Here is a 23,593-nt window from a genome sequence, read left to right on the forward strand (position 1 = left end):
AGTTTGCGGCCGAATCGATCCGACAGGTATGCAGTCGTCGGAACGATGGGAATCATCACCAGAACAACTGAGTCACAGTTTCCTGTGCCGATACCCCCACGGGATTGCCCGGACCTCAATGCCCGAGCAGATCGTTACGGGGGGGGATACCCATCAGGGTGTGCAGCCCTGCAGGTGGTAAGCGACTTTGGCCCGAGACACATCGGGCACCAAGAGTGACCCATGCCATATCTGGCGTGACCTACGTTACAGCCCGAAGGTCGGCGCGTCAATACTAAATCAGTTGTCCCCCAGCCTCTTTGATGGCATTGCGCCGCACACAGCACGGCATTCGATGTGGACGCAGGTAGACGCAGTGTCGGCGACCGAATCGAACGCATCGGCGATGCGGATTTCGATTTCAACGTATTCCCCTGTCCGGTTCGACATCTCGAGATACAGGCGTGATCATGTGTAGCGCTCAGCTGCCCTGCCATCGGGCACGGCGTTTCTCGCGAAACGCGAGGAGCCCTTCATGAAAGTCGTTGGAATTACGCACTGTTTCCTCCGCTTCCGAGGTGTGAGCCCAACCTCGATCGTCGTCGCGACGCACGACGGCATCGACCGCGCGCAGGGTGGCCTGGACTGCTGCCGGGGCGTTGGCGGCGATCCGTTCGGCGGTAGCTGTCGCAGACTGCTCCGCGGTCCCGTCGTCGACGATGTCGTTGACGAATCCGCAGCTGTGGGCCCTGTCCGCGGTGAGCGGTTGACCGGTGAGGAGCATCTGTTTCGCGATGTTCAGCGGCAGGTGTTGATGGGCGCGGAAGAGGGCGCCCGCGTTGGCGACCACGCCGTGGGTCACCTCGGGCAGGCCGAACCGTGCCGAGCGACCGGCAACGATGATGTCCGAGACGAGTGCCAGTTCGAGGCCACCGCCGTAGGCGAATCCTTCGACGGCCGCGACGAGAGGTTTGGTTCGAAATCGGCCGACGACGCCATATCTGCCTCCCCGAGGGGTGCGCTCACCGGGTCCGTCGATCAGGTCCGTCCCGGCGCAGAAGTTTTGCTGGCCACCGCTGAGGACGCCGCACCAGATTTCCGGGTTGTCGTCCAACTCGTTGAATGCGGCATCGAGCGCCGCGGTCATGGCGGCGTCGATGGCGTTGCGTTTGGAAGGGCGATGGAGGCGGATGAGCAGCACTCGACCGCACCGCTCGGTGATCACCCGCGCGGAATCAGCCCCGTCGACGTGTTCGGACATCAGTTGTCGATCCAGTCGACGACGTCGTCGATGGGCGCGCGGGTGGTCCGGTAGCTGTTCGAGAGGTGCTCGACACGGGGAAACCCGAAGGAGATTCCGCACACGACGGTGCGGTCGGGATCCAGGCCGAGCTCGCGCCGCAGCACGCTCGGGTACATCGCGAGTGCCGCCTGGGCCACGGTCCCGACCCCGTGCGCGGCGGCGGCGGTGAGGAAGTTGGCCACGTAGCCGCCGCAGTCCACGGCGCCGTAAGGCCCCAGCGCCTCGTCGGAGTGGATGATCGCGACGTGGGGTGCTCCGAAGAACTTTAAGTTTTCCAACACCTGCTCGTGCTGGCGCGCCCGGTCCCCACGTTCGATTCCCAGGGCGTTGTAGAGCTGGAAGCCGCTTTCACGACGGCGATCGAGGTGAACGCCGCGGTATTCGCGGGGGAAAGGGATGTCGGTGTCCTCGGTGACGCCGGCCGAGGCTGTCGTGTACAGCGCATCGCGGAGTCGTTCGGTTCCTGCACCGCGGGTAATAGCCACCTGCCACGATTGGCTGTTGCACCACGATGCCGTCAGCTGGGCGGTCTGCACTATCCGCCGAATGGTGTCCTCGGGGACCGGCTCCGGCGTGAACGCGCGGTAACTGGCCCTGACCGCGAGAAGGTGTTCGAGCGTGTTTGCCGCATCCGCCGGAATCTGTGCAGATCGCCGTTCCGCCATGACGTCTCGGGTTTCGGTGCTGACCACGGTAGGCCTTTCTGTTGGGCCGTGTCGACGACACGGGCTTCCGGGTTGTTCGGTGACAGAGGTCAGGTGGCACCGCAGAGGCGGCACACGCACGGCTCGCGACGCGGCGCCACCAGACGATCAGCGCAGACTCAGCGAGATCTTGCCCGTCGCTGCACGCTCACTGAGCGACTGCAGGGCAGCGGCGGCGTTGTCCAGCTCGTAGAGCGTGGGCTCGGGGACCGTGAGGGCACCGGAGGTCAGGAGCGGCAACAGCTCGTCCCACTGCCGGGCGAGGTATCCCGAATCTTCGCGAATGAATTCGCCCCACCCGACGCCGACCACGGAGATGTTCCTGAGCAGGAGCCGGTTCACCTTGACCGTGGGGATGCTTCCCCCGGTGAAGCCGAGAACGAGGGCGCGCCCACCCGGAGCCAGGCTACGAAGGCTGTCGGTGAACCGATCCCCACCGACCGGATCGACGACGATGTCCACCCCCTTGCCGCCGGTCAGCTCGAGCACACGATCCTTGAACCCGTCGACCAGAACGGTGTGTGTGGCACCGTTGCCTTTGGCGACAGCGGCCTTCTCTGCACTGCTGACGACGGCGATCGTCTCGAGTCCCACAGCGGCCGCGAGGTGGAGTGCGGCAGTGCCCACTCCGCCGGCCGCCCCGTGCACGAGGACGATCTCACCTCGACGGGCACGGGCGCGTTCGACCAGCGCGAAGTGGACCGTCAGGTGGTTCATGACGAACCCCGACGCCGCGGTGAGCGACACCGTGTCCGGGAGGGGAAATGCATGGCCGACCGGCACCGCCACCGTCTGCTGCCATGAACCCGACAGCGCGAGCACCGCGACACGCTGCCCCTCCGTCAGACCACTGCCGCGCGGGGCGGACCGAACGATGCCGGCGCCCTCGACCCCCAGCACGCAGGGCAGCGACTGAACCATCTGATAGCTGCCAGTCGTCTGTAACAGGTCGGGGAATGAGACTCCGGCCGCATGCAGGTCCACCACGACCAGATCGCCGACCGGATCTAGATCTGGCAGCTCTGTCACACGAAGTCCGGACGGTCCGATTGATTCGACCAGCTGTACTGCTTTCATTCACTTCTCCGAGTCGAAAGTAGGGGTGGGACAACCAGGCGAGTGACCGCGTGGACATCGGCTTTTGGCCACTAAATGCCTTCCTGGCACTGAGTGGCAGGTTAGCACCAAGTGGCATCGAGTGGCTAGGATGCAATGCATGAGTCCCAGTGCTTCCGAGCCGTTACAGCAGCGCATGAAGGACCGCATGCGGTCGGAGGTCGCCGAGACCACGATCGGACTGTTCCTCGGCAAGGGCTTCGACGAGACCACCGTCGACGAGATTTGCGATGCCGCCGGGATCTCCCGCAGGACCTTCTTCCGCTACTTCCGCAGCAAAGAGGATGTCGTCGTATCACGGCTGAGCAAGCTCGCCGAGGAGGGTTGCCACTGCTTCGTCGCCTGCCCCATCGACGATGACCGGTGGACAGCGCTGCGACTGAGCATGACCCCGTTCGAAGAGTGGGCACACGCCAACCCGGCCCGAGCCCTCGCGCTCTACCACCTGGTCGAAGAAGCCCCCTCGCTGCGCGCGAGCTACCTCGACCGCGTCGACCGGTGGCGAGCAAGCCTCGCCACAGTCATCAGCACCAAGTTCGACCTGGATCCCCGAACCGACCTCGATGTCGCCGTCATCGCCGCGGCGAGCGTGGGAGCCTACCTGGCCGCGACCCGGGCGTGGGCCCAGTCAGACGGAACCGACTCCCTGCCAAGCCTGTTCGATCGAGCCTTCAACGCACTTCGCCCGGAGGCCCCACCACTCTGGGGCTGATCTTCACGCACACCACCCCAACCAGAGCAGCTGCACGCCGCACTCCCCCTCTCGGCAGAGATGGCGTGCAGCACAACGGCTTGAAGACAGTGATAGAGCTGGCCCAGGAGCCGGTTAAGACGTTACGCAGTGCGCGGCGGCGTGCCGGTCTCCGTGTTCGGCGCCGGTCAGGGTGGTGCTTGATCGGGTGAGGTCGCGGGATGGCGGCGAAGGCCCAGACGAAGCCGAGTGCGGCAAGTCGATTGTTCTTCACGTGACGGTGGGTAACGCAGGTGCTGCGCCCGGACGCTCTCGTGACGGGTGCGGAGCCGGCGAGCGCCTCGAGCCCGCGAGCGTCGACGACCCGACCGCGGTCGTCGCGATCGCGGCCAAGACCCTGGCGCCGGTCGCCTGACCCAGGCCCGGAAAGCTGGTGATGATTCGGTTGGTGTGACGACTGCCGGCGAATGCCGCGAGGAAGCCCGGGCGGTACTCGCGCAGCAGTGCCCGTGGTTCTTGGGTGGCCTTGGTGCGCCGCCAGATCGCATCCTGCGAGGCACGGGCGAGCACCGTGATCGCTGGCCGAGGTGATCGGACTTCTTCCCTGCCATCGAGTGCCGATCGCGGTACCGGGCCACCGTCATCGGATTGATGGCATAGACGTTTTTCTCCGTACCACGCAGCGCCGCGACAAGCAGGCCTCGTGAGGTCTCGATCGCCACGGGAATCGGAGCGTCGGGCGAATCACCCGTTGCTGACCGGACTCGGTTCGGCCGCCTGCGAACAGGGCCGCGAGTCCGCTACATCACCTGCGCCCCACTGGTCAACGAACTCGTCGAGGCCGCCGACGCCCGACCAACGGGCCAGACCACTTGACGAAACTCACCGGCATACGGGCCACGTCGTACCGAAACGCAACCGCGAAGGCTCGACCGATGTGGCCGGACCTTCGCGCCGCAGGGTGCGCGTACGCGGACTCTCACCCGGGACCGCCACCGGACTGGCGACCTCGTCGGTGCCGGCATGGAGTGACCCGACGGCGGTGCAGAACCAACGGTTCTGAGGTCGACCCGTGATCAGGTACTCATCGTCGAGTGACAAGTGACCAGTCGAGCCGTTCTCTCATTCACTTCACTGCCGCCGCCGTCGTCGCCGATGACTACCCAGGTGAGGCCGTCAGACGCTGGTGCGACTTCGCTGGATGAGCGTCGACCCTGGACCTCAGTGGTTTGCCGGCCTTGGCCACCCGACGTCCCGCAACCGTCAGCATCGGTCGTGGAATCCCGATCCCCATTACCGGCACCCCGGTGAGGTAGTTCTCCTTGAACAGAAACATCGAGGCGTCGGCCACTTCGTCGTGGGTGAGCGCCGAGGCCACCCACCCGACCTCCGCTCCGATGGCATCCGCGTCCAGAATCGGGCTGCGATAGCCCTCCGTCGTCTTCGCGAGAAGCCAACGCAGAACAGCGTCACGAACCGCCCACTGACGATCGGTGGCTGCACTCACATTTCAGTCCTCCAGATAGATGCCATTAACGCTGCCCTGCACCATAGCCATCGGCAGGAAATAAGCAAGCTCCGTGAAATTTACTGCGCGCCTTGCACCTCGGAAGCTCTGACCGTCATTGCAGGACGACCGGGTGCACGGTGCCGAGACGCACAGCGTCTCCGATCGGAGGTACAACCCGGTGACGTTGTTCCAAACCGGCCCCGTCCTCACGACCCGCCCGTACATGAGTCGCATCGTATCGGCCGCTGAACTGGACTTATTTCTTTTGTTGGGTATGGTCGAGGTCAGTTCGCGGTTGCCGATTCGGAAAGGACCGACAATGGCTGACAAGTCCGCCGTCAAGAGTTCGAAACAGTCTGCACGTGCTCTCAAGGAGCGCCGGGCGGAGAAGCGGGAGAAGGCCCTCGATTCGGCCCAATTCATCCGAAAGCGCAAGAGCTGACGGATAACTGACAACAACTGTTTCAGTTCGCCCTGTGTGTGACCACCTGATCGGGGGGCCAACTTCCGGCCTCTGGCATCTCGTCCCGGCCTCTCCCGGCCGGGACGATATGTTTCCCAAAGAAGTCCGGCTGAGCGAGACAAGGGCGACTCACCCAACATCCGGCGAGATCACTGTTTCCTGTGCCGGGCCCGCCGCATCGATCGGCAAGTCCGTCGGCCTTTGAGGTCGGTCGGGTGCAGCCACCAGGACGCCACACCCCACGGGTCGTCCCTCGCGCCGAGGACCCGGTTGATCTCGGCGACGATCGGGCGGACCTGCCGACGTTGACTGTTCCTCTCTCACAAGCAAACTACGATTCGATACCGCTGCCGGCGTTCAGAGTGGACGTGGCCTCGCGCAGCAACCCGGTGACTGCTGCCACCAAATTGTCGGCGATCTTCCCTCGGGGGTAACTCCGGAGAACGATCCGGCGGGTACCGAGCCCGGGCACGTCGATGACATCGACTCCCTCGCGCAGCATCCCCCGCAGCGCGAGCGATGGCAGCACCGTCATCCCCTCCCCGGCGGCCACCAGCGCCAGCGCGGTCTGCGTGCCGAAGTAGCGGTGCACAATCTGCTTGTTGCTCCCGGAGATCCGTCGCAGTCTCCGTGCGGGGTACGCTGTTGCCGCTTCGGGCTCACCAAGCCACGGCAGCGGGGTGTGTTCGAGGTCGGTGATGTCGGTGATCAGCGTCCCCGCCGGAACGACCAGTTTCCAGGGCTCATCGAGAAGGGGAACCTCGGCGATCCCGGCCGGTGGGGCGGTCTCGGCTGCTCCGGCGTCGAGTTCCACTATCGCGGCATCGAACTCGCCCTCCTTGAGTGAACGCAGATGCGGGTCCAGTTCGGTCTCCACCAGTTCGAACACCACCCCGGGCAGAGCGCGGCGCCACTGCGGGAGAGCGGGGGCGATCACGACCGACAGGAAGCTCTGAAAGCCCGCGATGCGCATCCTCCCGTGCAACTCCGCCGGGCCCTGCTGCAGCCGGGACCGTACCCCCGCCAGGGTTCGCTCGACCTCTTGCCCGGCTTCGGCGAGCAACGTTCCCTCCGCGGTCAACACCGAGCCCTGCGAGGTGCGCGTCATCAACACCTGCCCGGTTTCGCGTTCGAGCCGCGCGATCTGCTGCGACACCGCCGAGGGGGTCATATGCAGCTGATCCGCAGCCGCCAAGATCCCACCCGCCCGCGCCACAGCCAACAGGTAACGCAACCGTCGCGGATCGATCTCCATTCACAAATACTAAACCCCGGGTACAGATTCTTTCACTTGTCCTGAACACCTGAGTCGCCTCATACTTCGGTACGAACATCATGAGAGGGGGAGGAACCCGTGGCCCTGCAATCCCGTACACGACGAACCGATCGGCGCGCGGAGACGACAGTGCGGGCGAAGACTGCGATTCGTCACCACCCCGCCGCGTTCTGGTTATTCGGACTCGCCTCGGCGATCGCGTACGGGCTCACGCCGACGGCCGCCGCGATCGGCTACGCGGGCGGCGTCTCCCCCGCCGTCCTGGTCTGCCTCCGCAGTCTCGTCGGTGCCGTTCTACTGCTCGGGTTCGCTTGGGCGACCGGACGACTGCGCCGGGTGCCGCTGCGCCCGGCACTCGGACTGTCGCTGGTGTGCGGTCCGCTCTTCGGTCTGCAGTTGCTGTGCTTCTTCGCCGCCGTGCGCATCACCGGCGCACAGGTCGCCGTCGTCCTCGTCCACGTCTACCCGCTGGTCGTTCTCATGCTGCTGTGGCTCGGCGTCGGCAGCCGAGTCCACCGCGGCCAGCTGCTGCTCGCCGTCCTGATGACCGGCGGGATCGCGCTGGTGGCCGGCAGCGGCGCCACCGCCGTCGCACCGCTCGGAGCCGTGTCCGCGTTGCTCTGCGCGGTCGGGTACGCCCTCTATCTCGTCGTAGGGGAACGCTGGGTGCGGCAGACCAGCGCCCTCACCGCAGGCGGTCTCGCGGCCCTCGGCGCCGGTGTCACCAGCGGCGGCATCGCCCTGATCGGACGCGACAGCTGGTCGTTCGCCCCCACCGGGTGGGCCTCGATTCTGGTCCAGGGACTGGTGCTCATGCCGGTCGGAATCGCCGGTTCGTTCCTCGCGGTACGCGCTCTGGGGTCGGGCCCGGTGAGCCTGCTCGGCCTCCTCGAGCCGGTGGTCGGGGTCCTTGCCGCGCAGCTGTTCCTGGGAGAAAACCTGTCCGCGCCGCAATGGGCGGGCATGACCGTCGTGCTCGTCACCTCGGCGACGCTGCCCTGGGCCGGTGCCCGCCGCCCGGCACGGACCACCCCGGCGACAACTCCGGATTCAGGAGCGCGCTCGGCACCAAACCCGGAACCGGCGCAGGAGCAACGCTGCGCCACCGGCGCCGACGCCCGGACACACCCCCGTACCGCTGGACGCCGAAGCCGAAGCGCCGGCCGGGGTTCCGGCGCCGCCGCACGCACCTGCACCGGGCCCGGCACAACACCGACTACACCGGGAACCGGGGACGCGAGCGGCACTTCCGACACAACCCGCCGCCTCGCCAGAACCGGTAGCTCACCCGACCGCCGCGCGCCGGCACCCCAGTAGTTCCTTATCCGACGAAAATCGACCGCAGACCCCGCTCGACATCGCCGGTCAACGCCACGGACACCAGCTCCGACGGCTGGGCCACGGCCCGGTCGAGGGCGCGTTGTCGATCGGCGGGACGGTGACCGCCGGGGAGGGACTGCTCCCCTGCCTGCTCCTCGAGTACAACCAGCTGTTTCCGGAGCTCACCCTGGACGTGAGCATCCAGAACACCAGCGAGACGCTCCGGCTGCTCAACAGCGGAGAGATCGCGGTGGCACTGGTCGCCGCGTCCGAGAAGAGCGCACACGGACGGGTCCTCGTGGCGCGGGAACGACAAGTCGTGATCGCGTCGCCCACCCACCCCCTCGCCGGCGCCGCGCAGGTCGACGCCGCCGACCTGCGCGGCAGTACCGTCCTGTTGCGCGAATCGGGTTCGACGACCCGCCGCTACCAGCAGGACCTAGTGGAACAGTGGAACATCCCGGGGCACGCACCTGGACCTTCGGCAGCACCATCGCGATCGTCGAGGCGGTCGCCGAGGGACTCGGAATAGATTTACGGCTTGGTCGCGTGGCCAAGCTATCCCTGCAACCGGAGCCGTCGACGCGACCGGTTCACCTGCAGGGCCGGGTACTGTCCCGGTCCGAATAGTTGGCACATCGGCAGGCGAACACTTCGAGGGCCACGTCAGGGCGTGCGGAATCCCCGAAAGGTCACGTGCTGGTATGTGCGGAAGCCGAGCCGCTCATAGAGGGCGATCGCGCCGGTGTTCGATTCGGCTACATGCAGGAATGGACGCTCGCCACGCGCAGTGATCCGTCCGACGAGCGCAGTGACCAGGCGGGCGGCGTGCCCGCGGCCGCGGGCCTCGGGCGCGGTACAGACTGCGCTGATCTCTGTCCACCCCGGTGGGCGCAGCCGTTCACCGGCCATCGCCACCAACCGGCCGTTCTCGCGGATACCGAGATAGCTGCCGAGTTCGTGGGTACGCAGCCAAAACGGTCCCGGTCGGGTCCGCTCAACGAGGTCGTGCATCTCCGGCACACTGTCCGCGCCGAGTTCGACCACACCCGACTCTGCCCGATGCGACTCGGCCCGAGCATTGCTCGACCAGATCATCTGACGGCCGTTTAGGACGAACACCGGTACCCAGTCCGGTGGCGGCGTCGCCGCGCAGCTGAACAGGTCGGCGAGCTCGCCCGGGCCCAGTAACCGAGCCAGGTCGGCCCACACCTGCGGTTCGCAGTCGGCGGCGACGGCGGAGAAGGTCGCCACTGCCGGCAAATAGGTGGCGGCCCGGCCGAGTCGACGAGCGAGATGTGCGTGGCGGCTTCGTAGTGACTCGCCCACCGGGTCGTCGAGTACAGCAGCGTCGCGGCGATCGATCATGTGCCCTTCCTTGGTTCCTGGATCCGAGGACCAAGCCGACTTCGAAGCAGTCGGCGACACGAAATCCGGTCGATACTGGCGTACATCGTCGCATCCCATGGAAAGGGCAGGCAAAGTCAGGTCTTTTGATCGGGACTACTACGAGTCTCGGTCCATATGCCCGCACATCCGGACCGGGCAGTTCCTGTGGAAGCGCGCTGGTGACATTCATCATTCACGTTCCAGTTGCCGGAATGCACCATTCGAGTCGACGCTCGACGAGCCTGGGGCGCGTGCCAGAGTGGACGCGGTCCAGGGACAGGGTGACCACGTAGGTGCCGGCGTAACGGCTGGCGCAACTGTAGGCGACCTGGTCGAGCAGTGTGAGCAGCTGACCGCCATGGACGTTGCCGGACCCGACAGACCCGGATTTTGTTCGCACGCAACACCGCAAAGATCGCGACAGCACGGCGCGGACTGGCGATCTCGGGTTCGGTCGGGCGCGGCAAGTCGACCCCGGCGATGCTGATCGGCAAACGGCACGAGAAGACCATGCGTAAGAAGCTCGGCCGCGATGACGACAGCTTCGCTCCCGTCATTTACACCTTCGTACCGCCGGGCACGACACTGTAATGCTGACGCTGGCGTTCGCGAATTTCCTCGGGTTGCTCACCCCCGCGCCGGGCCACCGCCCAGGACTTGACCGAGCAGATCCTCGGCGTGTGCGCGCACTCGGCACATCACTTGCCCTTGTCGACGAGGGCACAACCTGAAGACGAACCACCAGGCCGGCAGCGATGCCGCGTCCGCGCCGAAGGTGTTCTCCGAACGCCTCGACGCGACGTTCCTCTACGCCGGCATCGACCTGCCGCAGGCCGACCTGTTCTCCGGGCACTCGGCCGCCAGCTCAAGGGCCGGATGACGGTCTATGAGATGCGCCCCTACGGTTGCGGCACACAGGCACAACCACCACACGGTCCGCATTGATCTATTCGGAGCAGGTCAGAATCGCGCGGATGATCACCCGACGACGGTTTTGCACGGTGTCACCGATCCCGACGTCGACGACGTGCACCGACGCGTCCTAGTCACCAATGAGGTCGCGAAGATCGTTCCGGCCACGGCCAGGGCAAACCTGGCGAGCCGTTGACCGTGTATGACCGTCGTGGCACGATTCACCACGCTCCGCAGAAACGCACGCATCTACGACCCGTTCCGCGACACCCACTACAACATCCTGCGGCTGATCTGAGTTGGCTGCGGCATCATCGTCTGTGCATGTCAACGCCACTCGGCGCCCGCAGCGGACCCGTGAATCGCTACGGAAATGCCAACTACGCTGTCCGTCAACGTCTTGATTCTCGTCAACATAGTTGGCATTTCCCGCAGGTCGCGTATGCCAACTCGACTGGCAGCGGACACAAGCCGCCGTCAACGAGCGCCGGACTTGGTCGCCACGGCGTCACGTCACCGCGCCCAGACCGTCAGTCACCTGGCGAACCGTCTGGGCAATATGGTAGCCGACTCGTGGCACGGTCACGCGCGGACGATACGCAGGGCGGCATCGCGAACGTGCTGGTTGAGCTGGTCGAGAGTCATGTCACCGTCGGGGCGGTACCACCGCCACACACTGACCACGAGTCCGAGGACCAGTCGAGCCATCAAACGCGGATCTGCGTCGGCGAAGACTCCCCTGCCCATCCCCTTAGCGATGAGAAGTGACCACGCTTCCTCGACAGTGTTCACAAGAGCCCGTGAGGTCTGGCGTTCCGCTTCTTCCTTCTTCGAATGACGCGGAGCGGCGAGCAGATCCATGTGGCTCTGCAGAATGCGGCGTTGCAGCGCGTCCCGTGGGCTCGCTTCCAGAGCACTGGTGACGGCCGCACCCAAGGCCTCCACCGGGTCGTCGATGCCGTCAATCGCAGTCGAGTACCGCACGAGCGACTCGGCGAGTTCAAGGCGCATGATGGTCAGTAGGCAGTGAGCTTTGGACTCGAAGTAGTGATACAACGCCGGCTGGCCGATGCCGACCACGTCGGCGACGGACGCCCACTTGGTATGTTCGAAACCCACCTCCCCGAAACGCTCGATCGCGGCCGTCAAGATGAGCCCGCGCTTGGAACGCGGACCGTCGCGGAGCGTCATCGCTTCAACGGACACAGCTCCCCCAATCCGTGAGTCGTCGTGCCGGTTCACCCAGCGTAGCCGAACTGAGATGAAGTCGGGTCGACATGGCTGTGGATCTGTCCCCGGGTACCCCTGAGTCCGTGCCAGACAGCGGCCGGGACTTCTTGTCACTCAACTAGATTCCCTTCCCCGTGTTCGCGTTGGACTGCCAACTCCGTACCGCCTGCCAGCCCTGGCAGACGATTCGAAGCTCGGCTCCCGATACAGACCTGATTCCGTCGGCAATCACCGCAGGGAAGATGCCCGGGCCCGCTAGAGAATGGTTCTACTATCCTGAGCTCCGCCGCTCAGCCGCACGCCCAACGATCTCGTCGTTCGACGAGCCCGGACACACCCAAAGTCTGCGAACGTTCCTATTTCAGAGGTTGCTGAGCACGTTGCGACCACCCACCAGCATGGCGATTCCGACACCGACCGTGGTCACCACCGTCATCAGCAAGGCCATCGCCGCAACCAGCGGATACGAACCGTTCTGCCACATTTCGAACAGCAGAGTCCCCATCACCTGCGTAGTCGACGCACGCACCAGGAGCGACGCCGCGAACTCGTGGGTCAGCAAAATGAACATCAGCGCCACCGCGCTCAGGATTGTCGGACGCATCAGCGGAAGCATGATCCTCATGCTCGTGACAAACGGTGATGCTCCGCTGGTTGCCGATGCCTCGTTGTAGGTGTTTCCGAGCGCAAGCATTGCAGTCATCTGCATTCGGGTGGCGAACGGAAGCATGAGCACGACGTAGACGAGGACGATCACCGTCCGTGTGCCGTACAGGATCAGCGGCGGCTCGGTATAGGTCAGCAAGAAGCCCACGCCGAAGATTACCGCGGGGATGCCGAGTGGCATTGCCGTGATGAAGTCACCAATGATGGCGAGCACCTTGAAGCGTCGGCCGCGTACCATGAGGTTTGCCATCAAGTATCCGATGGGTACGCAGATCACCACCGCGCCAAGGGATGTCAGCACACTGGTGATGACCGATTCGACTACCGTGTCGGTTGCGGCGAGTTCGCGGAAGTTGTCGAGGGTCAGCAAGCTCCAGGAGAGAGACCCCGACCAGTACGGTGTCAACGACACGATGATGAGCCCGATCAGGGGAATTACCAACGCGAGCAACGCATAGAGCACGATGGACAGGGAGGCCCAAGTGGCCCGGCCGGTCGACGGCGCGAATGCCTTGCCACCGTGGGTGACGAATCGGGTTTGGTTGCCGAGTAAACCCTTCTGGATCAGGACTAGAGCAACTCCGAAGATGACCAGGGGTGATCCGGCGGCGGCGGCGGCGGCGAAATCGGCCGGCGACTCCGATACACGGTGGTACATCTCGGTGGTGAGAACCTTGACACCGTTGTTCTGACCGAGCAGCAGTGGTCCGGTAAACTGGCCGAGGCCGAGGAGCAGCGCGATTCCGCCGCCGTAGATCAACGACGGGCGCAGCAGTGGCAGGACGATGCGGAAGAAGACGCCGACCGTGGACGACCCGCTTACCTGTGCTGCCTCGAGATGCTCGGAACTGATGTTCTGCATGCCCGCGCTGACGAAGAGGTAGACGAACGAGGTCAAACCGAACGCGGTGAGGATGATGATCCAGGGAACCGTGTAGACGTCAACCGGCCCGGAGTCCGATCCACTCCACCACGGCAGCTTTCTGAGTAGCACGTTGAGGTAGCCAGGCCCAGGCGAAAGCAGAAACGCCCAGCCGACTATGTTCGCGACCGCCGGCATGATGATGGGTAGCGTGGGAATGATCCGCAAAAATCCCAGTTTCGCCGGGAGTCGGCTGGCGGCAAAGGCCAGTAGGGTACCTAGCACCATCGCGATCACCAGCGATCCAAGCGCGAGCGCGATAGTGGTCCAGATTGTTTCGGCGATGTCGAAGCGCCCGTACTGGCTTCGGTAGCCCTGCGCGCCGTCCTCGAACGCCATGGTCTGCAGCCGGATCATCGGCAGCACCACGAGATAGCCGAGAACGGCCAGCAACGCCAGGTACCCGATACGCGCGCGCCAGTGGGTGGATACCGCGAGTGACCGGAGGGGCGCTGCGGCCAGCGTGGCCATCAGAGCTGTCCTCCTGCACCCGCGGTGGCCAGTTCAGACACGGTCGGCGACGGGTCGTCCGGGTCGGCGAATACCCGCAAACTGGCGGGCGAAAAGCTGACCACGTAGGGAGCTCCCTGCCTGCTGCTGCGCAATACTGCACCGTGTTCGGCTGCATCGGCCCGGAGCGCGAGGCGCTCGGTGCCGGTCTGTACGGTCACGTCGAAGTGCCGGCCGCCGTATTCGTAGGTGACCAGTTCCGCATGCAGGGCCACATTGCCGTGCGGGACTTCATTCATCGATGTGTGCAACAAGACATCGTCCGGACGCAGTCGCGCGACCGCAGACGTACCGTAGTCGGCGGAGTCTCGCACCACCGCATGCGTCAAGTCGAGTTCGTCGCCGGCCGAGGTGATCCAACCATTGTGACTGTGACGCAGTTCCAGTCGATTGGCCATCCCGATGAATGCCGCAACATATTCCGACACCGGATTCTCGAAGACACGTTCCGGCGCATCGTACTGTTCGATCTTGCCAGCCTTCATGATGGCTAACCGGTCGCCTAGGGCGAACGCCTCGGCCTGGTCGTGGGTGACGAAAACCGCTGTGAACCCGAGGCGTTTATGTAGCTGATGAATCTGCGAACGGACCTGATCGCGCAACCTGGCATCGAGGTTGCTCAATGGTTCGTCGAAGAGCACCAGATCGGGTTGGGCCACCAGCCCCCGGGCCACGGCCACCCGCTGCTGCTGTCCGCCGCTCAGCTGCGACGGATACCGATCGAGCAGCTTGCCGCAGTCGACCATGTCCGCGGCGGCTTCGACTGCCCCGGCGGAGATCCTTTCGCGGAGTTTGCGGACCTTGAGCGGGTATCGAATATTGTCGCGGACGGTCATGTGTGGCCACAGCGCGTACGACTGGAAGACCATCCCGATATTTCTCTTGTGCGCGGGAACATCCAACTTTGCCTGCGCATCGAACACTGCCCGATCCTGGAAGACGATCGAACCGTCTTGGGGCGTCTCCAAGCCGGCAAGGCAGCGCAGAGTGGTCGTCTTGCCACACCCGCTCGGCCCGAGAAGGACGAGGAACTCGCCTTCCTCGATCGCGAGGTCGAGTTGGTCGACGACGACATTTGCGCCATAGGTCTTTGTCAGGCCGGAGACTGTGAACTGTGAGGTCATCTCATACCTTCTGTGTCTGTTTCTTCACTGTGCGGGGTGCAAGCAGCGGGCCACCGCCGTCAAGGCGGTCGATCCCGGGTGACATCACTGCTGCGTGTGCCGGCGAGGAGACTGTCGACGGTCGCCAGACGTGGTGCGCGGCTCCAGGCAGGTGGGGTGATGGGAGCCGGTCAGATGGACGGTCGCACCCTTCGTGGCGAGCGGTACGCCGTCGCGCCCCCGACGTGCCCGGACCCCGGTGAAGAGCACGTTCACGTGCATCGATTCTGTGTGCCATGGCCATCCTTCGTCTTGCGAGCGTCGGGCGATTTCGAAATTGGATGGTCAGCGTTGGAAGAGCTTGGCCCATTCCTGGGTGTATTGCTCGATCTTTTCGGGAGCCAGGTCAGCGGTGTCTGGCGAGTCGATGTCCTGCGCGCGAGCCACCGCGCCCGGGACGTCTGGCAGGACGGCGGCGTATCCGGAGTTGAGCGCGGCTTGTCCCTCGCGGCTCACCATGAAGTTCGCAAGCACCTGAGCGGCATTCGGATGCGGTGCCACGCTCAACACCTGGCTGTACCACCGCGTTCCCCACGGTGAGGCGGGCAAAGTCCATCCGACCGGCGCCCCGGCATCCACCTCGGTCACAAGTGGCTGGACCGTCGGCGAGACGGCGATTTCACCAGACGTCAGCGCCTGGGCGACACCAAGAGCGCTGGTGTAAACCCGTGGCTGCAACTCAGCCAACTTGCTCCAGTAGTCCTCGCCATAGGTCTTCGCGTAGTAGCGGTAGAGATCCGTGTACGTCGCACTTCCCGACGGGTTCACGACACCGATCTTGCCTCGGTATGCGGGGTTGATGACGTCCTGCGGAGTTTGCAGACCGTTCGGAACGGTGTCGGTATTCCAGCCCATACCGAAAACCGCTGCGCTGGTGAGGAAGAACCGGTCGTTGATCACGCTCTTCTCAGGCTCGTATTCGGGCGCCTTCAGATCCGGTCCTACCAGTGCCGTGGAGTAGGTACCCGAATTCGCAGCGTTCTCGATCCACCGTGCATCGGCGAGCATATGTACGTCGGCTGTGCCCTTACCGATCCTGTTCTCGGTCTCCACGCGCGGGCTGAGGTCGACATCGGTTCCGCGTACGACGTCCAGCGTGATCTGTGGATACTTTGCGTGGAATGCGGTCTTGAGCGTCTCCAGGTTGGCCGGCTTCTGACTGGAGTAGAGCAGGACGCTGCCCTCCTTGTTGGCCGCGGCCACGACGTCCTCCCAGTTTCCTTCCACCGGACTCGTGGAGGAGGGGTTGTCACTACACGACGTCAGGCCGAGTGTCGCGGCGGCAATGGCGACAGCCGCTATGGCTTTGCTCAGAGATTTCATGGTGCGATTTCTTTCCTGAGGGCTCGCCGAGTCCTCATAAGGTCGGTCGGTAGGGCATTCAGTGAGGTGTTACGAATCTGGTTGCGAAGGATGACCACGCCAACCGGCCCCGGAGGTCGCGCCCTACCCGCTCCAGGCAAGCAGAAAGCCATTCGGACTCCCGTCAATAACTGAACTGATCTCAGTTTGAGAACCTAATCGCGACCGGCTGTGATGTCAATCACGAGCGGGATGGCAATGTGACGCGAATACCTGTTGAAAACGAAAATTGCGCCCTCGCAGACTCTGTGCCACTACGGGCGGCTCTCTGTGTATCCGTCGGGACCGTTCGGTCGCAGGTGGGTTTGGCTCCAGATGAGCGCGCATGATCACAGACCTAGCGGCTCACCGAGCCGCCCACCACCGACCTCAGACAGCGCCCGAGGGTGGTCGCCCAACCAGAGTGCCTGGGCCTGGATCGCCCAGCCCCGAGTTCGACCGACCGCATCAGAACGCTGCGCTCGGAGCTACACGTCTCGGGCTCCACGGGGGCGATACACCACCCGCCTCGGTCACTTGTCTGTACGGCGTAGTGGCAAATGTTTCCGACGACTCAGAAATTCACGGGCATGCCGTCGACGCACAGATCCAGCTGAACGCGATTGACGACGATTGCCTTTGCAACAGCTCTTTGAGCGTGCGCGCTGGACTTCACGATGTACCTGCCGCAGTACTTCACACACCCCACCGCGGGCAGCAGCAGGTCCTGCGAGATCTCGCTTTCCAGTTCCTTCCGTGAAACCACCGCCACTTTCAGCGGTCCTGATTCCGTTTATGACCGGGATCGCGCAACCTCTTGCATTGGCCTCAGCAGACATCTACACCACTTCCACAGTTCGCGCAGTCGCTCACCCACAGGCTCGACTTGCAACGGTGGGTGGAAATTCGGGGGCCAATCGGTCCAGCCAAATACGCCCGGCCGAGCCCTCGGGGGTAATTGAGAAGTTTCTGTTCTCTAGATCGATGATCGCGAAGTCCGGTTTCCTTCGGCTAAGGAGAGGCGGTCATTCGCGGCCTGGTCCGCCGCGGCAAGTCCGAACACGAGCGCCGGCGCGATACCTCCCGCGTAGGCGTGGTCGTAGAGCCCGCCGGCGTCCGAGCCTGCGGCAAACAAACCAGGGATCGCAGCACCGGCATGGGAGAGGACGCGACCGTGTGCGTCGATCCGTATGCCATGGAAGGGGAAGGTCAGCGCAGGACAGGCCTCGATGACGTAAAAGGGCCCCTGGGCCAGGGGAGCATAGTCATGACGGCGAGGCGGCTGGGCATCGGCGCCAACGCTGTTGATTGCCCGGATCTGCTCCGCGATCGCAGCGCCGTCGTATCCCCAATCCTCGGGGAGGTACGCGAGTTCCTCGAGGCTCTCGGCGAGTCCGCACCGACCGCCGCGACGTTGGGTGAGGTCAAATTTATCGATCGCGACCGCACCTTGGACGTAACTGCCGGTGATCCATTCGCGATACACACGCGCGTCGGCGACAAGCAACCCACGCGACTCGGTTTGGTCGAGCAGGGCCATTGTTGTCAGATGATCACCGAGGGTTTCGTCGACGAATCGCCGGTTCTCGAGGTTGAACAGCAGCGCATGCTCGCTGTAGTACAGCGACAGTGCAACGAAGTCGCCTGGGTCGCGGAAGTTCACTCCGGTTGGAATGAGATGGCCGTAGAAGCCTGATCGGTCGGTTCCCGCGGCGGCGCCGACCGCCTCCGCCAAGCGCAGTCCGCCCCCGTTGCTGGTGGGGTTGGAGCGGAGTGGCATTTCCGCGGCTGCGGGATGGATGTGCATGTTAACCATCTCGCGATTCCCCTGGAACCCTCCGGTGGCCAGGATCGTCGCGCGCGCGCGAATCTCCCGTTCGGTGCCATCCTGCAGCCGCACACGGGCACCAACCACCACACCGTCCTCGCTGAGAAGCTCGAGAGTCTCGGCTCCGGTGTGCAGCCCACCATCAGCGCGGATCCGCCTGCGACATTCATCGATGTATTGATTCGTGTCGAACTGATGCCCTCGGCCGTATCGCAACACCGGCACAGCGTCCGCGCAATCGACGCCGAGTGATCGAATCCACGCTATACCGCTGGTAAATCCGTCGACGAGCGCACGGCGCAGCGAAATGTCCCCGTTCGGGTTGACCGCGTCCATCACCTCGTGCGAGGGCGCCGTCCAGGCGTATCCCGCGAACTGGGCAGATCCGCCAACCGCCTCGGCCTTTTCGATGACGATGACAGAACTTCCAAGGTCTAGCGACCGGGTCGCCGCAGTAAGTCCCGCCATTCCTGCGCCGACGACGAGAACATCGCTGTCGATTCCCCGCATGTGCTACTCCCTTGGGTCGGCAATATGTGTCTCCGCTCACTATAGATGCCAAACTGAAGTTGGTTCAATAGCCGATCTCACCGCCTGGACAAGCGGGAGCGCCCACCCACTTGGAACCCGAGGGCGCTCATGAAGATTCGCTTCAGAAGCCTTTCACCTAAGCACGCCTTCCTGGGGCGGTCAGGTCGGCGACCGATCATGACTGACCCGCGACGAGGTTTACACCTGAACTGAATTCACGTACCTTCGCCTTCGATCCTCTCGCGACGGAGTCGGAGATTTCGCACACGCCGGAACGCGGCCGCAATGGATTTGCAGAGAAGGAACGAAACCGGACTATTAGGTCATGACGAAGGAGCGGACGGTTCTCGCGTCAATCCGCTCCCCAGACCCCCGACCGGGTGTTCTGGTGTCGCTACGTGATCAGAGAGGATTGCTCGTGACGCAACTCCAGAAGCGCTGGCCCAAGTGGGTATACGTCCAATCCGCCGAAGAGCCCGATTACCGCTTCAGCTTCGCGAACGAACGTACCTTCCTCGCCTGGATCCGAACCTCTTTGGCCCTGTTGGCGGTCGCGGTCGCGGTCGACGTCGTGGACTTGGCCCTCTCCGACCTGGTTCGGAAACTGCTCGCAGCCCTGCTTGTGGGCAGCAGCCTTCTCTGTTCGATCATCGCGTGGACCAGGTGGGCTGCCTCGGAGCGAGCGATTCGGCTACGGGAACCACTGCCCCCGTTCCGGATCGCGATCCTTCTCTGCAGTGGTCTGCTGGTCGTCGGATCGATCGTGATGGCGACGGTCGCCACGTCATGAACATGACGGCTGTCGATGCGGGATTGGCCAACGAACGCACAACCCTCGCCTGGCAACGCACTGCCCTCGCCATCGCCGCCGGAGGTGCCATCCTCGGTCGACTGACTTTCGGCCGCCTCGGCTTCCTCGCCTTCGCGATCCTCGCTCTCGCCATCACACTCAGTCTCTGCGCATTCTGCGAGTCTCAGGGCCGCTCCCGACGGCCCCGTCGCGGCCGAGCGACACTGGCATTATCGTCTGCCACGGCACTTCTCGCCGCCGTCGAGGCACTAGCCCTCGCCGCTCACTGAAGAGCGATTGCCTCCAAGTCTTCGGTAAAACGTGAAGCGGCACTGACAGTCACAGCAGACCTTGCGCCCCACCCCACACACGTCGAGGGTGATCCTCTCGTCTCGGCATGGACCGCCCGCGGTCCTCCTGGACAGCAATCCCGTGAAGGCGACCTTGGATCGACTGCCTTCAAGTGTCATCGCTAACCCGGATGTGTCGGCTGCGCTCATCGTTGGAGTTGCTCGACGACCCAGGCGGCGACCTGTGCGCGGGAGGTGAACCCGAGTTTGGTCAGGATGTGCTCGACGTGGCCCTGCGCGGTGCGTTCGGAGATCACCAGCTTCGCCGCGATGGCCTTGTTGGTCATGCCTTCGGCGACGAGTTCGGCGACTTGTTCCTCACGCTTGGTCAGTTTCACCGCCGAACCGGCAGCGGGATCGGTTGTGTGCGGGGCACGCTCGTCGAGGGCGTAGGCGACGGCAGCGTCGAAATCCAGGTGGCGTCCTTCGCGACCAGCCGCCTCGAATGCCTTGTCGCCGAGGCCCCGACGTGCCTTCTCCGCGCAGGCGTCGTGATAAACGAGCATAGTGGGATAGATGACCGCGACGCTGCCGACGGAGCGCCCCAATTCCTCTGCCGCTCCCATCAGAACTGCCGCCCGCCTCGCGTCGCGGTGCTCCCCGGCGATCCAGGCCAGTGCCTCGAGACAGGATGCGGCGACGCGGGGAAAGTTCGCGCGGGTCAGCTGCAACGCCTGTTCGACGAGCCGCTCCCCACGCGTGGTGTCACCCTGCTGCCACGCGACCACGCCCAGCGCCCACAGCGAGTACGCCCTGTGCAGGGCTTCGCCGCACGCCTCCGTGATCGTGAGCACGCGCTCGTGACACTCGATTGCCCGCTCCGTCTGGCCGCGCAATTCGTAGGCCATCCCCAGCATGCTCAGAGCACCGGTCTCGAGGGTGCGATCCTCTCTGGTGCCGAATACTGCGAGGGCACGTTCGAAATACGAACACGCGCGAGCGAGGTCACCGCCGAGCAGGGCCAATGTGCCCTCGGCGTAATCGATAAACGCGTGCGTCATCGGGTCGCTCGTGTGCGCGGCGATCGTCCGTCCCTGCGCCACCAGCGCGGCGCCGGCGGGGAGGTCGCCCAGCATCCCAGCCAGCACGCTCGCCGCATACAGCGATTTGATGTGTTCGACGCTCGACGGGCCGGCCCAGGTGGCCAGGAAGCGGTCGAGCCAGCGCCGCCCCTCGCTGTAGAGACCCTGAGAAAGCCAGAACGGGAACAGTGCGGCGGCGACGTGGAGGCCGGCGGCGGGATCGTCGGTGACGCAGAATTCCAGCGCCTCCCGGATGTTCGGTTGCTCCCGTCGCAGGCGTGAAGTCAGCTCGAGCTGGCGCGCGCTGATCCAGTCCACCTCCGCGTCGACCGCCAGTGCCTGGTACCAGTCCCGGTGCCGGCGGTACAGAGCCACGTTTTCACCGGTCTGTTCGAGTTTCTCGCGGCCGTATTCGCGGACGGTCTCGAGTAGCCGGAACCGCACCACTGTGCCGGCTTCCTGGCGGATCAGGATCGACTTGTCCACCAGCGAGGTCACCGCGTCAAGCAGGTCGGCCGACGTCAGATCCGCGCCGCAGACCTGTTCTGCCGCATCGAGTTCGAAGCTTCCCGCGAATACCGATACCCGCCCCCACACCAGTTGCTCCCGAACGGTGCACAGCTCGAAGCTCCAGTCGATCGACAACCGCAAGGTCTGCTGCCGCGACGGCGCGCCCCTACTTCCGCGGGTCAGCAGGGCATAGCGGTCGGTGAGGCGCTCGAGGATTTGCTCGGGCGACATCGCCCGCAGCCGGGCCGCCGCCAGCTCGATGGGCAACGGCAACCCGTCCAGCCGGTGGCAGATCCGCGCCACCGCGACCATGTTGTCCTCGGTGATTTCGAAACCCGGGACAGCGGCGGCGGCGCGTTCGGCGAACAGGGTCACCGCGTCATACCGGGGCAGTCCCCGCAGCGAGGGTTCCCGATGACCATCCGGGACCGTCAGCGGGGGCACCCGCAGCACCGCCTCCCCTCCGATGCCGAGGGGTTCGCGGCTGGTGGCGAGGATTCGCAGCCCGGGGCACGCCACTAGCAGAGCCTCGGCCAGCACGGCGACCGCGTCGATGACGTGCTCGCAGTTGTCGAGAACCAGCAGCAGCTCCCGCGCGGCCAGGTACTCCACCAGCACCTCGAGTAGCGGCCGCGCCTGATGATCCCGCAACCCCAGCGCGCCGGCCACCGCATACACCAGCAGCGACGGGGTACCGAGCTCACCGAGCTCGACCAGCCACACCCCGCCGCCGTAGTCACGTCGTAAATTCGCGGCCACTTGCAGCGCCAGCCGGGTCTTCCCGACACCGCCGATCCCGGTCAACGTCAGCAGCCGGGATCCGGTCAACAGGTTCTTCGCCTCGGTGAGTTCGTGCCGGCGACCTACGAAACTCGTCAACCCCAACGACAAATTCCCCTTCGACGCTCGGGCCGGCACTGGGTGCGCAATCTGAGGACGAAACGTCGCGGATCGTGTCCGCGCTGGTGGCGGCTCCTGGCCTGACGAGGCTGCGCCGGCTTCGGCGTGCAGCGCCATCTCGTCGACCGCAAGCCCGTGATCGTGTTGGATCCGGCGCAGTTGCTCACCGAAATCTGCGGCAGTGGCTGGCCGCTCGCCGGGAGTGCCGGACATCGCGCAGGCGATCGCCACAGATACGTCTCCAGGGACGCCGTGCTCACGCAGGTCGGGCGCCGGCTGGGTGGTGATCCGCAGGAACTGCGCGACAATCTGTTCACCGCTGTGGCGTTCGAACGCCGCATGACCGGTCAGTGCACTGAACACGGTGGCGCCGAGGCCGTAGACGTCCGACGCCGTGGTCGGCGGGTCACCAGTGAGGACCTCCGGCGCGGTGTAGGCCGGGGACCCGGTGACGGTGCCGGTGGCGGTCACGAAACCGCCGGCGACGTGCGCGATACCGAAGTCCGTCAGCGCGGGTTCACCGTAGTCGGTGAGCAGAATGTTCGCGGGCTTGATGTCACGGTGCAGGATACCGAGCCGGTGCGCGGTCTCCACCGCGCCGGCGATCTTCACCCCCAACCGCAGCGCCTCACCGAGCGGCAGCGGACCGTCGCGGTGGATACGGGTGTCGAGGGAGTCCTGCCGGTGGTACTGCATCACGAGGTAGGGCAGCCCGTTGTCGGTGGCGCCGACCTGCAACACATTGACGATGTTCGGATGCCCGGTCAGCCGTCCCATCGCCCGCTGCTCCCGGAAGAACCGCTCCCGGTTCTCCTCGTCGAGTTCGACGATGAGCACCTTCACCGCCACCGTGCGGTCCAGGGCGGCCTGCGTGCAGCGGTAGACCACCCCGAAACCACCGCGCCCGATCTCGTGGGCGTCGTCGAACCCGGCCGCGCTCAGCTCCGCGGCGACCGGGGGATCCGTGGACCGCTGGGTGACGAGCGGGTCACTGTCGTCCATCGAAACGGCCTACCACGCTGTCGTCTCGCAGTACGTGTGCCCCGAAATACGGGAAACCCCGCTGCGCGTGAGTCATGGGAAGGCGATCGTCGAAATACCACATGCGAAACCTCTCGACACTTCCCCTCAGCATATCGCCGCATGTGGTTGTGACCGATACCGATG

The 23,593-nt window shown here is 64.7% G+C and carries 20 protein-coding genes and 2 pseudogenes; 7 read left to right on the forward strand and 15 right to left on the reverse strand.

Annotation, left to right across the window (positions count from 1 at the left end; translation table 11 throughout):
* Nucleotides 1-460: 460 nt before the first annotated feature.
* From ACFTZB_RS08705 to ACFTZB_RS08715, 3 genes are all read right to left on the reverse strand, one after another.
* Nucleotides 461-1,240, reverse strand: a complete 780-nt coding sequence (locus ACFTZB_RS08705; RefSeq protein WP_378431100.1) for an enoyl-CoA hydratase-related protein — start codon at nt 1,238-1,240, stop codon at nt 461-463.
* A complete protein-coding gene (locus tag ACFTZB_RS08710) occupies nt 1,240-1,947 on the reverse strand; it encodes a nitroreductase (protein WP_378431148.1) in 708 nt (235 codons plus the stop codon). Before ACFTZB_RS08710 ends, ACFTZB_RS08705 begins: the two co-directional genes overlap by 1 nt.
* Nucleotides 1,948-2,094: 147 nt before the next feature.
* Entirely contained in the window at nt 2,095-3,063 is a 969-nt protein-coding gene (locus ACFTZB_RS08715; protein WP_378431102.1) for an NADPH:quinone oxidoreductase family protein, read from the reverse strand.
* Between the two features lie 139 nt (nt 3,064-3,202).
* On the opposite strand from ACFTZB_RS08715, the gene ACFTZB_RS08720 reads away from it, so the two are divergent.
* Complete coding sequence (locus ACFTZB_RS08720; protein ID WP_378431103.1) at nt 3,203-3,814, forward strand: TetR family transcriptional regulator; 612 nt, start codon at nt 3,203-3,205, stop codon at nt 3,812-3,814.
* Between the two features lie 80 nt (nt 3,815-3,894).
* On the opposite strand, the pseudogene ACFTZB_RS08725 reads toward ACFTZB_RS08720, so the two are convergent.
* Both ACFTZB_RS08725 and ACFTZB_RS08730 read right to left on the reverse strand, forming a co-directional pair.
* Nucleotides 3,895-4,542: pseudogene (locus ACFTZB_RS08725) on the reverse strand (transposase); the annotation flags it as partial.
* 410 nt (nt 4,543-4,952) lie between these two features.
* On the reverse strand, nt 4,953-5,300 hold the full coding sequence (locus ACFTZB_RS08730) for a serine recombinase (RefSeq protein WP_378431104.1): 348 nt from the start codon (nt 5,298-5,300) through the stop codon (nt 4,953-4,955).
* A gap of 322 nt (nt 5,301-5,622) precedes the next feature.
* Between ACFTZB_RS08730 and ACFTZB_RS08735 the strand changes: the two genes are divergently transcribed.
* Nucleotides 5,623-5,745 (forward strand): hypothetical protein, encoded by a 123-nt coding sequence (locus ACFTZB_RS08735; protein ID WP_378431105.1) that lies wholly within the window; start codon nt 5,623-5,625, stop codon nt 5,743-5,745.
* A gap of 352 nt (nt 5,746-6,097) precedes the next feature.
* Here ACFTZB_RS08735 and ACFTZB_RS08740 read toward each other — a convergent pair whose 3' ends face one another.
* Nucleotides 6,098-7,021, reverse strand: a complete 924-nt coding sequence (locus tag ACFTZB_RS08740; RefSeq protein WP_378431106.1) for a LysR family transcriptional regulator — start codon at nt 7,019-7,021, stop codon at nt 6,098-6,100.
* A gap of 150 nt (nt 7,022-7,171) precedes the next feature.
* On the opposite strand from ACFTZB_RS08740, the gene ACFTZB_RS08745 reads away from it, so the two are divergent.
* Together ACFTZB_RS08745 and ACFTZB_RS08750 are read left to right on the forward strand one after the other, a co-directional pair.
* Complete coding sequence (locus ACFTZB_RS08745; RefSeq protein ID WP_378431107.1) at nt 7,172-8,359, forward strand: DMT family transporter; 1,188 nt, start codon at nt 7,172-7,174, stop codon at nt 8,357-8,359.
* 76 nt (nt 8,360-8,435) lie between these two features.
* The gene (locus ACFTZB_RS08750) at nt 8,436-8,894 is read left to right on the forward strand and encodes a LysR substrate-binding domain-containing protein (RefSeq protein WP_378431149.1); all 459 of its coding nucleotides are present in this window, start codon (nt 8,436-8,438) and stop codon (nt 8,892-8,894) included.
* 134 nt (nt 8,895-9,028) lie between these two features.
* Here ACFTZB_RS08750 and ACFTZB_RS08755 read toward each other — a convergent pair whose 3' ends face one another.
* The gene (locus ACFTZB_RS08755) at nt 9,029-9,730 is read right to left on the reverse strand and encodes a GNAT family N-acetyltransferase (protein WP_378431108.1); all 702 of its coding nucleotides are present in this window, start codon (nt 9,728-9,730) and stop codon (nt 9,029-9,031) included.
* Nucleotides 9,731-10,013: 283 nt separating this feature from the next.
* Nucleotides 10,014-10,178, reverse strand: a pseudogene (locus tag ACFTZB_RS08760) (hotdog domain-containing protein); the annotation flags it as partial.
* On the opposite strand from ACFTZB_RS08760, the gene ACFTZB_RS08765 reads away from it, so the two are divergent.
* Entirely contained in the window at nt 10,142-10,342 is a 201-nt protein-coding gene (locus ACFTZB_RS08765; RefSeq protein ID WP_378431155.1) for a hypothetical protein, read from the forward strand. The pseudogene ACFTZB_RS08760 and the gene ACFTZB_RS08765 overlap by 37 nt on opposite strands.
* A gap of 903 nt (nt 10,343-11,245) precedes the next feature.
* On the opposite strand, the gene ACFTZB_RS08770 is transcribed toward ACFTZB_RS08765, so the two are convergent.
* From ACFTZB_RS08770 to ACFTZB_RS08795, 6 genes are all read right to left on the reverse strand, one after another.
* On the reverse strand, nt 11,246-11,854 hold the full coding sequence (locus ACFTZB_RS08770; protein WP_378431150.1) for a TetR/AcrR family transcriptional regulator: 609 nt from the start codon (nt 11,852-11,854) through the stop codon (nt 11,246-11,248).
* A 400-nt stretch (nt 11,855-12,254) separates the two neighbouring features.
* Nucleotides 12,255-13,952: an ABC transporter permease gene (locus ACFTZB_RS08775; RefSeq protein WP_378431109.1), complete on the reverse strand. Its 1,698-nt coding sequence runs from the start codon at nt 13,950-13,952 to the stop codon at nt 12,255-12,257.
* Complete coding sequence (locus tag ACFTZB_RS08780) at nt 13,952-15,115, reverse strand: ABC transporter ATP-binding protein (protein ID WP_378431110.1); 1,164 nt, start codon at nt 15,113-15,115, stop codon at nt 13,952-13,954. The genes ACFTZB_RS08775 and ACFTZB_RS08780 overlap by 1 nt, the downstream gene beginning before the upstream one ends.
* A 324-nt stretch (nt 15,116-15,439) precedes the next feature.
* Nucleotides 15,440-16,477: an ABC transporter substrate-binding protein gene (locus tag ACFTZB_RS08785; RefSeq protein ID WP_378431111.1), complete on the reverse strand. Its 1,038-nt coding sequence runs from the start codon at nt 16,475-16,477 to the stop codon at nt 15,440-15,442.
* A gap of 592 nt (nt 16,478-17,069) precedes the next feature.
* The gene (locus ACFTZB_RS08790) at nt 17,070-17,267 is read right to left on the reverse strand and encodes a hypothetical protein (protein WP_378431112.1); all 198 of its coding nucleotides are present in this window, start codon (nt 17,265-17,267) and stop codon (nt 17,070-17,072) included.
* A 204-nt stretch (nt 17,268-17,471) separates the two neighbouring features.
* Nucleotides 17,472-18,833, reverse strand: a complete 1,362-nt coding sequence (locus tag ACFTZB_RS08795; protein ID WP_378431113.1) for an FAD-binding protein — start codon at nt 18,831-18,833, stop codon at nt 17,472-17,474.
* Between the two features lie 439 nt (nt 18,834-19,272).
* Here ACFTZB_RS08795 and ACFTZB_RS08800 point away from each other — a divergent pair, with 439 nt between their 5' ends.
* Both ACFTZB_RS08800 and ACFTZB_RS08805 read left to right on the forward strand, forming a co-directional pair.
* The gene (locus ACFTZB_RS08800) at nt 19,273-19,644 is read left to right on the forward strand and encodes a YidH family protein (protein WP_378431114.1); all 372 of its coding nucleotides are present in this window, start codon (nt 19,273-19,275) and stop codon (nt 19,642-19,644) included.
* On the forward strand, nt 19,641-19,934 hold the full coding sequence (locus tag ACFTZB_RS08805) for a DUF202 domain-containing protein (RefSeq protein WP_378431116.1): 294 nt from the start codon (nt 19,641-19,643) through the stop codon (nt 19,932-19,934). Before ACFTZB_RS08800 ends, ACFTZB_RS08805 begins: the two co-directional genes overlap by 4 nt.
* A 206-nt stretch (nt 19,935-20,140) precedes the next feature.
* Here ACFTZB_RS08805 and ACFTZB_RS08810 read toward each other — a convergent pair whose 3' ends face one another.
* Nucleotides 20,141-23,428 (reverse strand): protein kinase, encoded by a 3,288-nt coding sequence (locus ACFTZB_RS08810; protein ID WP_378431117.1) that lies wholly within the window; start codon nt 23,426-23,428, stop codon nt 20,141-20,143.
* Nucleotides 23,429-23,593 lie beyond the last annotated feature (165 nt).

It is taken from the genome of Rhodococcus sp. NPDC057014, assembly GCF_042673295.1.
Taxonomy (GTDB): domain Bacteria; phylum Actinomycetota; class Actinomycetes; order Mycobacteriales; family Mycobacteriaceae; genus Rhodococcus_F.

What these genes read in the sequence shown, in the direction of transcription:
- ACFTZB_RS08705 (WP_378431100.1), bottom strand. Translation starts at nt 1,240, where the DNA reads ATGTCCGAACACGTCGACGGGGCTGATTCCGCGCGGGTGATCACCGAG.
- ACFTZB_RS08710 (WP_378431148.1), bottom strand. Translation starts at nt 1,947, where the DNA reads ATGGCGGAACGGCGATCTGCACAGATTCCGGCGGATGCGGCAAACACG.
- ACFTZB_RS08715 (WP_378431102.1), bottom strand. Translation starts at nt 3,063, where the DNA reads ATGAAAGCAGTACAGCTGGTCGAATCAATCGGACCGTCCGGACTTCGT.
- ACFTZB_RS08720 (WP_378431103.1), top strand. Translation starts at nt 3,203, where the DNA reads ATGAGTCCCAGTGCTTCCGAGCCGTTACAGCAGCGCATGAAGGACCGC.
- ACFTZB_RS08735 (WP_378431105.1), top strand. Translation starts at nt 5,623, where the DNA reads ATGGCTGACAAGTCCGCCGTCAAGAGTTCGAAACAGTCTGCACGTGCT.
- ACFTZB_RS08740 (WP_378431106.1), bottom strand. Translation starts at nt 7,021, where the DNA reads ATGGAGATCGATCCGCGACGGTTGCGTTACCTGTTGGCTGTGGCGCGG.
- ACFTZB_RS08755 (WP_378431108.1), bottom strand. Translation starts at nt 9,730, where the DNA reads ATGATCGATCGCCGCGACGCTGCTGTACTCGACGACCCGGTGGGCGAG.
- ACFTZB_RS08770 (WP_378431150.1), bottom strand. Translation starts at nt 11,854, where the DNA reads ATGACGCTCCGCGACGGTCCGCGTTCCAAGCGCGGGCTCATCTTGACG.
- ACFTZB_RS08775 (WP_378431109.1), bottom strand. Translation starts at nt 13,952, where the DNA reads ATGGCCACGCTGGCCGCAGCGCCCCTCCGGTCACTCGCGGTATCCACC.
- ACFTZB_RS08780 (WP_378431110.1), bottom strand. Translation starts at nt 15,115, where the DNA reads ATGACCTCACAGTTCACAGTCTCCGGCCTGACAAAGACCTATGGCGCA.
- ACFTZB_RS08785 (WP_378431111.1), bottom strand. Translation starts at nt 16,477, where the DNA reads ATGAAATCTCTGAGCAAAGCCATAGCGGCTGTCGCCATTGCCGCCGCG.
- ACFTZB_RS08795 (WP_378431113.1), bottom strand. Translation starts at nt 18,833, where the DNA reads ATGCGGGGAATCGACAGCGATGTTCTCGTCGTCGGCGCAGGAATGGCG.
- ACFTZB_RS08805 (WP_378431116.1), top strand. Translation starts at nt 19,641, where the DNA reads ATGAACATGACGGCTGTCGATGCGGGATTGGCCAACGAACGCACAACC.
- ACFTZB_RS08810 (WP_378431117.1), bottom strand. Translation starts at nt 23,428, where the DNA reads ATGGACGACAGTGACCCGCTCGTCACCCAGCGGTCCACGGATCCCCCG.